Below are 14,507 nucleotides of genomic sequence, written 5' to 3' on the forward strand. Positions count from 1 at the left end.
GTTAACAACAGCAGGATGGAAAGTAAAAAACACCGCAAAGTACTGTACAAGCATACAGTATAGTGCGGTGTCCGGTCAGCAGGATTTTTGAGGAAAGTCAGTTCATCGTCGAGTCATCCCGCCAAGGGCCCAGGCCGGGCCCGGAGTCTATTGCTCGGCAGGAAAGTATTGTGCCGGATCCTCGAAAACCCGCTCGACCACGTTCAGGGCGCAATTCGCATACACGACCTGAGGATAGGTGGCCTGGTTTTCGCTGATCGCGTTTTCCGGCTGCCAATTTCCCATGACTTCCAACGCGAATGTTGCAGCCGTGTGGCCGACGAAGACGAAGGGGAGTGCATGGAAATTCAGGTGCATCTTCTTGTGTTCCGGATGGGGCGAAAGGGACCCTATCTTCTTGCCAAGATTGTTCATTGCCACGGCGAAGGCCCTGGCTTCCGCATCGGAAAAAACTTTCTGTATCAGTGCGGTATCCGGCGCCACATCCCTGAATTTTCGGTCGCGTATGCCGTCTGGTATGTCGCCCAGCTGATGATCAGTATCCTTGAAACTCGTGATGAATCCCTTTGCCTCGTCAAAACTGAATTTGCCGCGCCGGTTCTTGTACATGCTTTCGACCGACAGGGAAACCATGTCTTCGATGAATTTCTTCAACTCGTCCCCATTCAGCGTGTCCAGCTTGCCGAGGTCCGAATTTTCATACAAGTCGCGAGAAGCAGCATCATGAAGCACTACATTGGGCGTGGACTGCACCTTGCTGCGCATGAAGGAAGCATCAATCAGATTCTTGTCCAGCCGATCCAGGGCCGGTATCACCTTGCCCAGCGTAGTCAGCGCCAGCTGGCCTTCCTTGTCGGGCGAAAACGAGGGCAATGAGAGAGCATCCGCCCGGGTTTTCCCGAATCGCCTGTCAACCTGAGTCTGCATTTTCCGGAAGAAGGTGGAAAAATCCACGCCTTCGCTTTTCAGATGCTTCTGCAAACGGCTGCCTTTCCAGGAAGTCTCATTCAGATCCAGGATTTTCGTCTTTGAATCCGATCCTTTCCTGTATATTTCCAGCGCCGTAAGCTTGCCGTCCTTGTCGGTGAAGACCTGCTTCACCTCGATGGCATTTTTCCCGCCTGGTCCTTGCTCCTTCAAATAGTCGTTCACGACCGAACGCGCATAAATCGGCCAGACCTTCCCGAAATTTGGCGCCACGGCAGCAGGACTTTTGAGCGCATCGGCACCAGTCCAGGACTGCGTTACAGGCACTGCTTCCTGGTCAACCTCGATCGGTGCAGCAGCCTGCTTGTGCGGGGCCGGCGCCAGCAAGTCGGCCATTCGCAGCGGTTTGCTGGCCGGCACGCTGACAATCCCCTTGCGATCCACCAGGCGAACCTGCCCGGGCATGCCCTCTTCTGCATCATTTCTGGAAATCGGCCTAGCCTCGGCTTCCACTTCGATCGCGGGTGCCGAAGCCTTGCCGGTCTTGGTGGCCTTGGGCGGCGTGGCGTGACGGACATCGCGCACCAGCGCATCCGGGACGTTCTTTGGTTTGCCCCCCGCCCTGCTGCCCGCTGCGTTTTTACTTTTTATTTGCTCGGGCACAGCGGCGCGCACCGTGGTCCTGGATTTTTTTGCGACTGAATTCATTACCGATACCCCCTCAAGAATGGCGAAGAGTCCCTCTTCGGTCCACCCTTAGAACATTCAAGCGGTGAACGGCTCGTATGTGGCCTTATTCCGGAAATTGTTCCAACATGGCCTCCGGCCTCATTGACATGCGGCGATGCGCCCGCCAGTGCCATTGGCTGCGCATGCTGCTCAGCTATCCCAATCGTCCCACTGCATGCCCTGCACGCTCCGGGCGACATCACCGATCGCCTCGCTCCACGGATAAGTCTGTTCCAGGGTAGGCGACGCCAGGCTCCATCGCCCCTCCCGGTATGGCTCGGCCTCGCTTGCTTCATCCAGCTTCTGGAACGCGTCGCAAAATGCGAACACATTCCCGGCATCCGCGTTTTCGGGTGGCGCTTTGCCGTGCCGGCAAGAGCCAATGAATTCCTGCATTGCGCTCAGCAGTTCCCGGCCTCGGCCCGGACGCTGGAGCTGAGGGCTCCCTTCCAGGTCGATGGTGGCTTCGGTGAACGCCAGCATGGCGCCCACATTCAGGTAATCCTCAAGCGATTTCCTTGCATCCTGCGGCGACTTGCCGGCCTTGCGACCCAGCGCGAGGAAAGCGTCGATGCTCTCCAGATTGCTTTTTCCGGCCTTCGTGTGCTGCCAGGATTTCAGCAAACTGGATACATTCTGATGAATTTCATCAATGGAAGGCAGCTCTGCCTCGCCGCCGGAAATCGGCTGAAAGGCGCTTTCTGGCGGCGACTCGGCTTCATCAGGGCGGATTTTCTGACGGGCTGAGGCCAGATGCTGATCCAGCCCGGCCGAAGCACGAGCCGGGACGTTTGATGAACGCACGTTGTGCGGAATGACGCCGGCAGCGGCAAGCAGCGCCCGGGCGCCACTGCCATCGGAGGGCAGATTCAGGCCGGCCGCGCTAACGGATCGATTACTTGTGGCCCCGTTCGTGTGCGCCGCCGTGGACTTCCGGCTTTCCCCGTTGGAGGCCTGGTGCGGCATCGGGGTGTCCCGATGTCCGCCTATGATCTTGCGGTTTCCCATCTCGCCCCTCGCTTACGGCAGCCTCATCACCGCCAAGTTCGTTAATAGAACTAACGGGCGATTAGTGACGAATATGGAATTTTTGTTCCATGCCGGCCTGTAAACTCAGGAACGGAAAGCGCAGGAACGTCTGCGTCATCCGAACCGGGATTGTCCGACTTTCTCCGGCAGCCAGCGCTTGATCATCTCCAGCAACTGCTCGACATCAACCGGCTTGGTGATGTAGTCCGAGGACCCGGCCGCGATGCCCTTCTCGCGGTCGCCCTTCATCGCCTTGGCAGTCACGGTGATGATAGGAAGATTGCAGAAGCGCTCGTTCTCGCGGATGGCGCGGGTGGTGTCGTGGCCGTCCATGCCCGGCATCATCACATCCATCAGCACCAGTTCGATGCCAGGGTCGGCGTGCAGCGTTGCGATGCCGTCCTTGCCATTTTCGGCGAACACGACTTGCATGTTCCGTCGCTCCAGTACTGAGCTGAGCGCGAAAATATTGCGCAGGTCGTCATCCACAATCAGCACCTTGCGGCCGGCCAGGACATAGTCTGCTTCGACTTCTCCGGCGCCGGACATCGCGACCAATGGCGATGCAACTGCCGGCCTGCCGGCGATGCCGGAGTCAGGCCCCCATCCCTTGGGCTGACTGCTCAGGTTGACCCGTTCCTCGACCGGCTGCCCCGCATCGCCGGGGGGGCGTGGCTTGTCGAAATCCGCTTCGTTATACGGCAGGTAGAAGGTGAATACGCTACCCTCGCCGACCTCGCTGCGGACCTGGATCTCGCCGTTCAGCAAGCGGGCCAGCTCGCGGCTGATGGAAAGGCCGAGGCCTGTCCCGCCGTAGCGCCGGGCAGTGCCGCCGTCGGCCTGCTGGAATGCCTCGAAAATCAACTGCAGCTTGTCCGTCGGGATGCCGATGCCGGTATCGGCCACTGAAAATGCAATCACGCCATCGGCGTTGGCCAGGCCGGCATGGTCGGGAGTCCATCCCTGGCTGGCCATGCCGACATGCAGCGAAACATGGCCTGCCTCCGTGAACTTGAAGGCATTGGACAGCAGGTTTTTCAGGATCTGCTGCAGACGCGTCATGTCGATCATCAGCGATGGCGGCAGGTTGCGGTCGAGTTCGACCTCGAATTCCAGCCGGCGTACTTGCGCCATGTGCCGGAATGTTCGTTCGACGTAGCTGCGCAAATGCGTGAACCGGTATTCGCCCACCTCCAGCGATACAGTGCCGGATTCGATTTTCGACAGATCAAGGATGTCGTTGATCAGCGTAAGAAGGTCGCTGCCCGAGCCATGTATGGTGCGGGCGAATTCAATCTGCTGTGGCGTCAGGTTGCCATCCAGGTTTTCGCTCAACTGCCGGGACAGGATCAGCAGGCTGTTAAGCGGCGTGCGTAACTCGTGCGACATGTTGGCGAGGAATTCCGACTTGTATTTGGAGGACACCGCGAGCTGGGTCGCCTTTTCTTCCAGCGCCCGCTTGGCCTGCACCACCTCGCGGTTCTTGCGCTCGACTTCAATGTTCTGGAGCGACAGCTGGTGTGCCTTCTCGGCCAACTCAAGATTCGTCTGCTGCAACTCCTGCGCCAGCGACTGCGACTGTGCCAGCAGGCTCTCAGTGCGGCTGTTGGCTTCGATCGTGTTGAGCACCGCACCGATCGATTCCATCAGTTGCTCGAAGAAAGACATGTGGGTCGGTGTGAAGCGCTCCATCGACGCGATCTCCAGCACGCCCTTGACCTGCTCCCCGAACAGGACGGGCAGCAGGACAATATTGGCCGGCGGCGCCGAACCCAGTCCCGACGAGATCATGATGTAATCGCGCGGCACGTTGGTCAGCCAGATGCGCTGCTTCTCGATCGCGCACTGGCCGACCAGCCCTTCCCCGGGCAGGAAGGTGGTCGGCAGGTTCTTGCGTCCGCGGTAGCCGTAGCTCGCCACCATGTGCAAGCCGTTCTCCAGCCCATCCGGATCCGACAGGTAGAACACGCCGTGGTGGGCGCAAACCAGCGGCGCCAGTTCCGACAGGATCATCGAGGTTACCGCCTTGAGATCGCGCTGTCCTTGCAACAGGTGCGTGATGCGGGCCAGGTTGCCCTTGAGCCAATCCTGCTCGGCATTGGTGCGGGTGGTCTCCCTGATGTTGCGGATCATCTCGTTGACGCTGTCCTTGATCACCGAGACTTCGCCCCTGGCCTCGATCCGGATCGACTGCGACAGGTCGCCACGCGCGACTGCGTCAATCACGCGCGACATTTCGCGGGCAGGCCCTACCAGGTCGTCGATCAAGGCATTGACGCAGTGGATGGTGCCGGCCCAGCCGCCGCTCACATCCGGCAGGCTGGCGCGATGTCCCAACTGGCCTTCGTGACCAACGATGCGCGCGACGCTTTCCAGCTCGCCGGCAATCCGCGCCTGCTTTTCAATAACAGTATTGAGCAACGACGCGATCTTGCCGCTGCTGCCGGGCAGTTTGTCCGGCATCCGTACCGAGAAATCCCCCTTGCAAAGCGCTTCCAGCGTATGCAGCAACAGTTGTTCTTCGTCGCCTTCCTGCGCGCTGATTTTCATTCTTGAATCCTGTCTTTCTTGTGGATTGCGTTCCGGGTGGAACAAGTTTTCAGACGCCTGCAATCTGCGGGACACGGGTGGCAATGCTCTGCGGCGGCATTGCCCTGCTGTGCAGGAAGCCCTGGTACTCGTCGCAGCCCAGGGTCCTCAGGATATTCAGCTGCTCCTGGGTCTCGACGCCTTCGGCGACGATGCGCAAGGCCAGCGCGCGCGCCATATTGACGATGGCCGCGACGATCGCGGTATCGCTGCCCGTCTTGCCAAGGTCGCGCACGAATGACTGGTCGATCTTCAGGATATCGATCGGCAGCGCCTTGAGTACCGACAAGGACGAATAGCCGGTGCCGAAATCGTCGATCGCGATGGTAATGCCCGCCTCGCTGATTTCCTGCAGCACCGCGGTTGCCTTCTCGAGATCGCGGATCAGCAGGGATTCGGTAATTTCAAGCTGCAGGCATGCGGCCGGGATACCGTGCCGGCGCAGGTTCTCGCGAATGTTGCCGGGCAATTCTGCATGGATCTGCGGAATGGCGACGTTTACCGCAATTGGCAGCCGGATCTTGCCGTGGTTCGCATCCAGCCATAGTCGTGCCTGGGCGCAGGCCGCCGACATCACCCACTCTCCGATTGCCACCAGATGACCACTATCGGCCGCGGCGCCGAGGAACTGCGCACCCGTAATCAATCCCAGGCGCGGATGCCGCCAGCGCAGCAGCGCTTCGACGCCCGCCACTCGCCCGGTTCCGATATCGACCTTGGGCTGGTAGTGCAACTCGAATTCCTCGTTCTCCAGCGCGCCCTGCAGTTCATGCTCCAGCGTCAGCCGGTCATGCAGGCGCTGGTTCAACTCCTGGTGGAAAAATTCCACGCTGCCGCGCCGGCGCTGCTTGGCGTGGTACATCGCCAGGTCAGCATGTTTCATCAGTGCATGGGCGGTTTTGCCATCCTGCGGGAACAAGCTGATCCCGATGCTCATCGAGCTTTTCAGGCAATGCCCGCTGATATCGAAGGTGGTGTTGGTGGCCTGCACGATCTTGTGGGCGACCGCCGCCGCGTCCGAATACGTGGGCAAGGATTCCATCAGGACCACGAATTCATCCCCACCAAGCCGCGCCACGATATCCGTTTCACGTACCGCGCCGGTGACGCGGTGAGCGACTTCGACCAGAAGCCCGTCGCCGACATCGTGGCCGAGCATGTCATTGATGGCCTTGAATCGGTCCATGTCCAGGAACAGTACCGCCAGGCTCTTTCCCTGGCGCCCTGCTCGCCCGATCGCATGCTCCAGCGCTTCAGTCAGCGAGCAGCGGTTCAGCAAGCCGGTCAGGCCATCCCGGGTTGCCAGGCCGTGTGCCCGCTCTTCTGCCTGGCGGCGCTCGATGACTTCGGCCTCCAGCGCGGCGTTGACGCGCTTGAGGTCGTTCATCTGTTGCACCTGGAGATCGCGGTTGAGTTCTTCCAGCTGGCGGGTTTGCTGCTGCAACTGAAGATTTTTCTTCGCCAATTCGACGAATACCAGGATCTTGTTCTGCAGTATCTGCGGGATGACCGGGGTGAAGAGATAATCGACCGCACCTTTCTGGTATCCCTTGAGCCTGTGCAATTCGTCGGCGTAATGCGCGGTGACGAAGATGATGGGCACCAAGGCGGTGCGCGGATGCGAGTGGATGATCTCCGCGACTTCAAAGCCGTCCATGCCCGGCATGTTGACGTCCAGCAAGATAACGGCGAATTGTTGCTGGCAGGTATTGAGCACGGCACGCAGTGCCTGTTCGCCTCCGGGGGCTGTCACTATTTCGTATTCGTGGGTCGCTGCCGATCTTTCAAGCAGGCTATGTAACGCGAGCAGGCTTGCGGGGTGATCGTTTACGAGAAGGACGCGTGGTTTCTGCACTGGTGGCTTTTTCTCTCGGGAGCGGTGGAAACGGTGGAAGCGGCGATCAACAGCGTTATCGCGCCAGGTGTTTCCATGCTGCATTATTTACAGGCGGAAGGATTTGATTCGCCGTAATTAGAGGGGGCAGCCGGGTCAATGTTCCCCAAAAAGAAGAACAATTGAAAATGCCGGGCAATGCCGCCCCCAGCCAGGCCGTCCGGCCGCTTCACGCCGTCCTCATGCCCTTCCATTCCCATGCTCGCGCTGAACCATAAGTCATGGCGCCAGTCCCAGCGCTCAGGGGGGCATTCGCGCCGGCATCCTGCGACGCCCTTGCCTGGGGCCGCATTGCGATCCGCGCCCTTTCGGTTCGCCGCTTGCGGCGACGGCCCCGGTGGCCTCAGGGCAATTGATGCACCTCATGATTTGCCGAATGTAAGGGCATTAGCTTAGGACTCAGGCGCAGGATGAAGAGTCCCAACCGATCAAACCAACGGGAGATGGTATGACGACGACAGACAAGGCAGCCCAACCCGGCCAGCAGCAGGCGTTGATGGAGCGGCTGGTGGCATTCACCCGGGACCACCGCGCAGCAAACTGGTCAGGCTCGCTGTCCCAGTTCCTCGAAACGGTGCTGCCGGCCGATCCGAAAGCGGTGGCGCGCACATCGCATCAATACATGTGGGACATGATCCGCTGGACGCGCGGCGAAGATGCGAACGGCAATTTCACCAGGCAACTGTTCGCCGAAGATCTGTTCGGCGTGGATGAATCGATCGAGCGCGTGGTGGACTATTTCAAGGCAGCAGCCGCCGGCTCGGAAGTGGGCCGCCGGCTGTTGCTGCTGCTCGGCCCGCCGTCTGGCGGCAAATCCAGCCTGGTGATCCTGCTCAAGCGTGGGCTGGAAGAGTACAGCCACACCGATGCCGGTGCGCTGTACGGCATACAGGGCTGCCCGGTGCACGAGTCGCCGCTGCATCTGGTGCCGCATTCCCTGCGCGCAAGCGTACGCGAAACCTACGGCGTCGACATATCCGGCGAGGTCTGCCCGCACTGCCGGGCACGGCTGGAGGATGATTACAAGGGCGACTTCCTGCGCATGCCAGTGGAACGCATCTTCATCTCGGAAGCCGGACGGCTGGGCATCGGCACCTATGCGCCACATGACCCTACCACGGCTGACCTGGCGGACCTGGTCGGCTCGGTCGACCTGTCCAAGGTTGCCGAATTCGGCGACGAAGGCGATCCGCGCGCCTGGTCATGGTCGGGCGCCGTCTATGCCGCCAGCCGCGGCATGCTGGAAATGATCGAGATCCTGAAGGTCAAGCGCGAATTCCTGTATCTGCTGTTGACGCTGACGCAGGAGAAGAACGTCAAGGTATCGCGCTTCCCGCTGATCTACCTGGACGAAACCATCCTGGCCCACACCAACCTTGCCGAGTTCCGCAAGTTCCTGCAGGAAAGCGAAAACGAGGCGCTGCTGGACCGGATGGTAATCATCCAGGTGCCCTACACGCTCAATTACAAGGATGAAGCGCGGATTTACAAGAAGCTGATTTCCTCCGCCGCTCCCGCCTTCCGCGAAGTGCATCTCGATCCGCATGTGCTGCACGCAGCCGCAGTATTCGCAATCATGACCCGCCTGCACGAGGGCGAAGAGAAGGAGCAGGAACTAAGCAAGCGGGTGCGGCTGCAGGCGGAAGAAGAGGTCGAGGGCGTCAACCGGGCAGAAGCCGAACGCGAACGGCAGAAATTGCCGGATGAAGGCTTGGGCGGCGTATCCCCCCGCTTCGTCATCAACGCACTGTCGAACGCGATCATTCAGTCCGACAAGCGCAGCCTGACCACGATGGATGTGCTGCTGGCCTTGAAGGATGCAATCGACAGTGATGCCCGCATCGACCCCAAGAAGAAGCGCAAATGGGTCGACTATCTCGTGCTGGCGCGCAAGTATTTCTACAACCGCTGGGTCAAGGAGGACGTCCACAAGGCCCTGTTCGTTTCGTTCGAGCAGGAGGCGCAGGACTTGCTCGACAAGTACCTGGACGAGGTCGAGGCTACGCTCGACAACCGCCATGTGAAGGACCCGATCACCAATGAAGAACGCAAGCCGGACGAACGCTTCCTGCGTTCAGTGGAAGAGAAAATCCACATTTCCGATTCCGGCAAGCAGTCGTTCCGGCAAGAAGTGGTGCGCAAGGCAATGGGCGCCTTCAAGCGCGGCGAGAAGTTCACGCTGGACAGTCATGCCCAGTTGCATGACGGCGTCCAGCAATACCTGTTCGAGCAGCGGCGCGAGGTGTTGCGGCTGGTCAGTTCCAGCAGCAGGCCGGACGAAGAGGTGCGGCAAAAAATATCGGTCGTCGAAAAGCGCCTGGTCGATGAATACGGCTATGACGCCCACAGCGCGCGGGAAGCGCTCAACTACGTCACCACATTGCTGGCGCAGGAGTAAAGAGGCTGTCATGCAAAACGATGTGCCCGGGATCGGGTCTAAATACTGCTGGTTGCAGGGAGGTCATCGCCTGTGATTTGCTTGCCGCGCTTTGTGCGCCGCTTTCTGCCTTTTGATGACCCTGTTGCCGGGCCAGTGCAGTCCAGAGACGAGAGGTAAGCAGATGGCAATCCACATGACGATGTCGACAGAAACGCCGTGGTACGACCTTTTTTCCAGGGGTGCGCGCGACTGGCTGCGTCATAACGAAAAGGTCCGCGAGAGCGTCCATCAGAACCTGCCCGACCTGGTCGCCGGATCGGACCTGATCACGGGCTCGCAGGACCAGACAGTCGGCGTGCCGGTGCGCATGCTCGAGCATGCGCGCTTTCGGCTTGCCGATTCCCAATCACATCAGCAAATGGACGCCGGCCAGGGCCAGGGCAAGCCCGGCGACGTGCTGCGCCCGACCCAACGCAGCCCCGGCGACGACGATGGCCAAGGCGACAATGCCGAAGGCGAAGTCAAGCTGATGCTGGAACTGAAGGTCGACGACATCGTCGACTGGATTTGGGAAGAACTCAAGCTGCCGGACCTGCAGCCCAAGCGCAATACCGTGGTCGAGGATGACGAGTACGTGCGCGAGGGCTGGGACAAGCACGGGGCGCGCGCCCGCCTCGATCGCCGCCGCACGGTCAAGGAGGCAGTGAAACGGCGGGCCATCCAGGCCAACCCTGTGCCATTTACCAACGAGGATCTGCGTTTCCGGCAATTGGTAAAACGCAAGAAGCCGGCGACCAATGCGGTCGTGCTGTTCGCGCTCGATGTCTCCGCCAGCATGACGGAGGCCGAACGAAAACTGGCCAAGACCTTCTTCTTCTTCGTGCTGCAGGGCATCCGCCGCCGCTACGCCAAGGTCGAGACCCGTTTCATCGCCCACACCACCCAGGCATGGGAGTTCAATGAACGCGAGTTTTTCCAGGTGACCGGCACCGGCGGCACTGGCGCTTCGACCGCGTTCAACCTGGCCCTGCAGATGATAGAAAACGAGTATGACCCTTCGCAGTACAACAGCTATCTGTTCTACGCATCGGACGGAGAAAACTTCACCGAGGACCGCGCCGCCGCAAGCGAAGGACTGGCACGGCTGTCGTCTCTGGTGAACTACATGGGCTATGTGGAAACCGTGCCCGGCTCGCCGCGTGCCACCGAAACAGAAATGAAGATGATGGCCGGCGAACTGGAGCGCAGCGGCGCGCCGGTCGGCACCTGCGTGCTGTCGCGGCCGGACGACGTCTGGAAGGCAATCCGCAAATTCTTTGTCCAGCAGGCCGAGCAAAGCGAGGTGGCGTAAATGCACGCAGCAACAGTGAAGGACGAACGGCTGCAGGACTATTCGCAGCGGATGGAGGAACTGGCGACCAGGCTGGGACTGGAGTACTACCCGGTCGACTTCGAACTGGTGCCGAACAACTTCATGATGGAGATCGCGGTGTACGGCTTGCCGGTGAGGATGCCGCACTGGTCGTTCGGCATCCGCTATATCCATCAGCTGATTCGCCAGAGCATGGGCAATTCGCGCATCTTCGAGGTCATGTTTCCGGGCGACCCCTGCCACGCCTACCTGGTGAACAACAACAGCTTGCCCGAGAACACGCTGGTGGTCGCGCACGTGCTCGGCCACGCCGACTTTTCCAGGAATAACCACCTGTTCGCGCGCTTCATGGAGATGGCTGGCGGCCATATCCTAGAACAATCCGCCGCCCGCGCTCATCAGATCGATGCCGCGCTGCAGGAGCACGGGCAGGAAAAGGTCGAAGCCGTGCTGGATGCCGCACTGGCGCTGGAGCCGCACATCGACGTCAACCGTGAATTGCACCGCAGCCGCTACCCGACCGGCAAGATACAGCCGGCCCCGAGGAACGAAGACGACTTCAGCCGCCGCTTCCATTCGCTCCCCGGCGAGGCGCTCCCGAGCGCAGAGGAGCAGGCGCCACGCAAGGCCTCGGTGCCGCCGCATCCGGAGTACGACTTGCTGTGGTTCATCGCGAATTACGCGCCGGACCTGGAAGGATGGGAGCGCGACATCTTCCTCGCCGTGCGCGAGGAATCCTTTTACTTTTATCCGGTGTTCGCTTGCCAGATCATGAATGAAGGATGGGCCTCGTACTGGCATGCGCGGCTATTGCGCGAAGCGGATTTCCTGCCGCATGACCTGTACCTGTCGGCAATCAAGGCGCATTCGGATGTGGTGCGTCCTTACGCCGGTGACAACGAACTGGCGTTGGCGGTGAATCCCTATCACCTCGGCTTTTCGATGTGGGAAGACCTGATCGAAAAGAGGGGCATCGAGGCCGCACGCCAGATCATGCGCGAGGAAGACGACTTCGGCTTCATCCGCAACTACCTGACGCCGGAACTGGCCGAGAAGCTGGAACTGTTCGTCTACGAAACGCATGACGACGGCGGCATCAAGATTGCCAACCGCGACATTCATGCCGTGCGCGAAGCAATCCTGGCGCCGAAGTTCAACTACGGCGCCCCGCGCATTGCCGTCACCCGCATGCACCAGGACGGCAGCCTGGAGTTGACCCACGACCACCAGAGCGATGGCCGCGGCCTGGACGTCGGGCGCGCCGAGCGCGTGCTGGAGTACATCTCGCGGGTATGGCGACGGCCGGTGACGCTGAACACCGTCGGCTACAGCGGCAATCCGCGGGTGGTCACCAGCAAGCGCTAGCGCTCGGACCCGCGCTTGACTGGGTGCCTCAGATCAACTGGCAACGAATCACCGCCGGCGCACTGCACAGTTTTGCCATCAATTCCGGCGGCACGACTTCGTCGACATCGGTAATGGCATAGCCGATCGTGCCCTTGGTCTGCAGGTGCTGGGCGACGATATTCAGGCCCAACGCTGCATATTCGGCATTCATGCGCGCAATCACGCCGGGCTCATTCTTGTGGATATTGAGGATGCGGCTCTTCACTTCCTTGGCCTGGTGCGCGATCTCCGGAAAGTTGACCGCCGAACGCGTGGTGCCGGCGGTCAAAAAGCGCACCAGTTTTTCCGCCACTTCGTGGCCGATGTTCGCCTGCGCTTCCTCGGTGCTGCCGCCGATGTGCGGGGTCAGGATCACATTGTCCTGTCCGCGCAGCGGCGACACGAACTCCTCTTTCTCGCTGCGCGGCTCTTTGGGAAACACATCCAGCGCCGCCCCCGCCAACCTGCGCTCGCTCAAGGCGCGGTCGAGCGCCTCGATATCCACCACCCCACCGCGCGACGCGTTGATCAGCACCGCGCTCGGCTTCATCATCGCCAGCCGTTCAGCGTTGATCAGGTTGTGCGTGGCAGTACCACCCGGCACGTGAAGCGTGACGATGTCAGCCTGCTCCAGCACCTGCTGCAGCGGCAGCGGCCGGGCGTTGCCGAGCGGCAGCTTGCTCTCGGGGTCGTAATACCGCACCTGCATGCCGACACTCTCGGCCATGGTGCCGACCTGCCCGCCGATGTTGCCATAGCCGATGATGCCCAAGGTCTTGTTGCGCACCTCGAAGGCACCCTGCGCGTTCTTGTCCCAGACACCGCGGTGTGCTTTCGCGTTCTTCTCGGGTACGCGGCGCAGCAGCAGGATTGCTTCGGCAATCACCAGTTCCGCCACCGATCGGGTGTTGGAAAAAGGCGCGTTGAAAACCGGAATGCCATGCTGCGCCGCTGCCACCAGGTCGACCTGGTTGGTGCCGATGCAGAAACAGCAGATGATCTTCAGCCTGGGCAGCGCCTGCAGCACCTCCGCCGTCAGATGGGTGTTGGAACGGATGCCGACTGCGTCGGCGCCTTCCAGAGCATCCAGCAACTCCTTGCCATGCAGCGCACGCGCCACCTCCAGGATATCGCTGAAACCGTGCTCCTGCAGGTAGGCAACCGCGTTCTGGTGTATTTTTTCAAGCAGCACTATCTTGCTCATGATGGGTCCGATCAGTGTGTGTCGATCATGAATCGAGTTGAAATCAATCCGGAATCAATGTGAATTCGATGTGGAATCGATGTGGTATAGATCATAGATTCGAAAACTGCACGGAAAGTGCCGGGTGAGCAGCCATGACAGCGACAAGCGATGATTCGAAATGGACCGAAGAGAGTATATGGGACATCCGCTACTGGACGGATACCCTGCTCAGCTTCAAGATTACGCGCCCTGCCCAATACCTGTTCAAGCCGGGGCATTATTCCCGGCTCGGACTGCAGGATGAACACGGACAGCTGATCTGGCGCGCCTATTCCGTGGTCTCGGCGCCGGCCGAGGATTTTCTCGAATATTACGGCGTCATCGTTCCCGGAGGCATGTTCACCAGCCGCCTGAAGCAACTGAGGCCAGGGGACAGGATATACCTCGACAAGCAAGCCTTCGGCTTCATGACCGCGGACCGCTTCACCGATGGCGACACGTTATGGATGCTGGCCACCGGCACCGGACTTGGTCCCTTCATCTCCATCCTGCGCGATGGCGCGGTATGGAAGCAGTTCCGGCAACTGGTGCTGGTCCACGGCGCGCGGCATGTGGCTGACCTGTCCTATACCAACGAGCTGCAGGCAATCCAGGCTAGCCAGGCACATGGCGGCAGCCAGTTGCAGCTGTTTCAGAGCGTCACGCGGGACGGGGACGGGACGCCGCTGCCAGCCGGCGTGCTGCATGGGCGCATCACGACGCTGCTGGAAAACGGCCGGCTTGAGCAGGCCGCTGGCCACGCCATCACGCCTGAAGGCGCCAGGGTCATGCTGTGCGGGAACCCCGCAATGATCGAGGAGACGCGCGCGCTATTGCATTCGCGCGACATGCGCCCGCTGCGGCGCGCCTCGCCGGGGCATTTCGTTGCCGAGAACTACTGGTAGGTGAAAAGGCGTGGTTTTGTGGGTCTGTTTGTGGGTCTCTGGCTTGCGGTTGGTGTGGCTGGGTTTGATGG

10 protein-coding genes are annotated in these 14,507 nt (G+C 60.5%); 5 read left to right on the plus strand and 5 right to left on the minus strand.

The features are described 5' to 3' along the window. Positions 1-147: 147 nt before the first annotated feature. The 4 genes from FVE66_RS08755 to FVE66_RS08770 form a co-directional block, all read right to left on the minus strand. On the minus strand, positions 148-1,635 hold the full coding sequence (locus FVE66_RS08755) for a hypothetical protein (protein ID WP_151446999.1): 1,488 nt from the start codon (positions 1,633-1,635) through the stop codon (positions 148-150). A 171-nt stretch (positions 1,636-1,806) separates the two neighbouring features. After that, complete coding sequence (locus tag FVE66_RS08760) at positions 1,807-2,664, minus strand: hypothetical protein (RefSeq protein ID WP_151447000.1); 858 nt, start codon at positions 2,662-2,664, stop codon at positions 1,807-1,809. A gap of 135 nt (positions 2,665-2,799) precedes the next feature. Continuing rightward, positions 2,800-5,235, minus strand: a complete 2,436-nt coding sequence (locus FVE66_RS08765) for an ATP-binding protein (RefSeq protein WP_151447001.1) — start codon at positions 5,233-5,235, stop codon at positions 2,800-2,802. 49 nt (positions 5,236-5,284) lie between these two features. After that, complete coding sequence (locus tag FVE66_RS08770; RefSeq protein WP_241673098.1) at positions 5,285-7,129, minus strand: two-component system response regulator; 1,845 nt, start codon at positions 7,127-7,129, stop codon at positions 5,285-5,287. Between FVE66_RS08770 and FVE66_RS20460 the strand changes: the two genes are divergently transcribed. The 4 genes from FVE66_RS20460 (at position 7,094) to FVE66_RS08785 (ending at position 12,285) form a co-directional block, all read left to right on the plus strand. Then, positions 7,094-7,246, plus strand: a complete 153-nt coding sequence (locus tag FVE66_RS20460; RefSeq protein WP_241673128.1) for a hypothetical protein — start codon at positions 7,094-7,096, stop codon at positions 7,244-7,246. The two genes, FVE66_RS08770 and FVE66_RS20460, sit on opposite strands and share 36 nt — an antisense overlap. Before the next feature lie 370 nt (positions 7,247-7,616). After that, on the plus strand, positions 7,617-9,566 hold the full coding sequence (locus tag FVE66_RS08775) for a serine protein kinase (RefSeq protein WP_151447003.1): 1,950 nt from the start codon (positions 7,617-7,619) through the stop codon (positions 9,564-9,566). 175 nt (positions 9,567-9,741) lie between these two features. Then, positions 9,742-10,899 carry a DUF444 family protein gene (locus FVE66_RS08780; protein WP_151447004.1) on the plus strand — a complete coding sequence of 386 codons (1,158 nt, stop codon included), beginning with the start codon at positions 9,742-9,744 and terminating at the stop codon, positions 10,897-10,899. Then, positions 10,900-12,285, plus strand: a complete 1,386-nt coding sequence (locus FVE66_RS08785; protein ID WP_151447005.1) for a SpoVR family protein — start codon at positions 10,900-10,902, stop codon at positions 12,283-12,285. A 28-nt stretch (positions 12,286-12,313) separates the two neighbouring features. Here FVE66_RS08785 and serA read toward each other — a convergent pair whose 3' ends face one another. After that, on the minus strand, positions 12,314-13,510 hold the full coding sequence (serA, locus tag FVE66_RS08790; protein WP_151447006.1) for a phosphoglycerate dehydrogenase: 1,197 nt from the start codon (positions 13,508-13,510) through the stop codon (positions 12,314-12,316). A 134-nt stretch (positions 13,511-13,644) separates the two neighbouring features. On the opposite strand from serA, the gene FVE66_RS08795 reads away from it, so the two are divergent. Beyond that, positions 13,645-14,436 carry a ferredoxin--NADP reductase gene (locus FVE66_RS08795; protein ID WP_151447007.1) on the plus strand — a complete coding sequence of 264 codons (792 nt, stop codon included), beginning with the start codon at positions 13,645-13,647 and terminating at the stop codon, positions 14,434-14,436. The last annotated feature ends 71 nt before the right edge of the window (positions 14,437-14,507 follow it).

The organism is Lacisediminimonas profundi, from assembly GCF_008831265.1.
Lineage (GTDB): Bacteria > Pseudomonadota > Gammaproteobacteria > Burkholderiales > Burkholderiaceae_D > Lacisediminimonas > Lacisediminimonas profundi.

Excerpts from the sequence above, each read along its gene's own strand:
- FVE66_RS08755 (WP_151446999.1), bottom strand. The coding sequence starts at position 1,635 with ATGAATTCAGTCGCAAAAAAATCCAGGACCACGGTGCGCGCCGCTGTG.
- serA (WP_151447006.1), bottom strand. The coding sequence starts at position 13,510 with ATGAGCAAGATAGTGCTGCTTGAAAAAATACACCAGAACGCGGTTGCC.
- FVE66_RS08795 (WP_151447007.1), top strand. The coding sequence starts at position 13,645 with ATGACAGCGACAAGCGATGATTCGAAATGGACCGAAGAGAGTATATGG.
- FVE66_RS08785 (WP_151447005.1), top strand. The coding sequence starts at position 10,900 with ATGCACGCAGCAACAGTGAAGGACGAACGGCTGCAGGACTATTCGCAG.
- FVE66_RS08780 (WP_151447004.1), top strand. The coding sequence starts at position 9,742 with ATGACGATGTCGACAGAAACGCCGTGGTACGACCTTTTTTCCAGGGGT.
- FVE66_RS08760 (WP_151447000.1), bottom strand. The coding sequence starts at position 2,664 with ATGGGAAACCGCAAGATCATAGGCGGACATCGGGACACCCCGATGCCG.
- FVE66_RS08765 (WP_151447001.1), bottom strand. The coding sequence starts at position 5,235 with ATGAAAATCAGCGCGCAGGAAGGCGACGAAGAACAACTGTTGCTGCAT.
- FVE66_RS08775 (WP_151447003.1), top strand. The coding sequence starts at position 7,617 with ATGACGACGACAGACAAGGCAGCCCAACCCGGCCAGCAGCAGGCGTTG.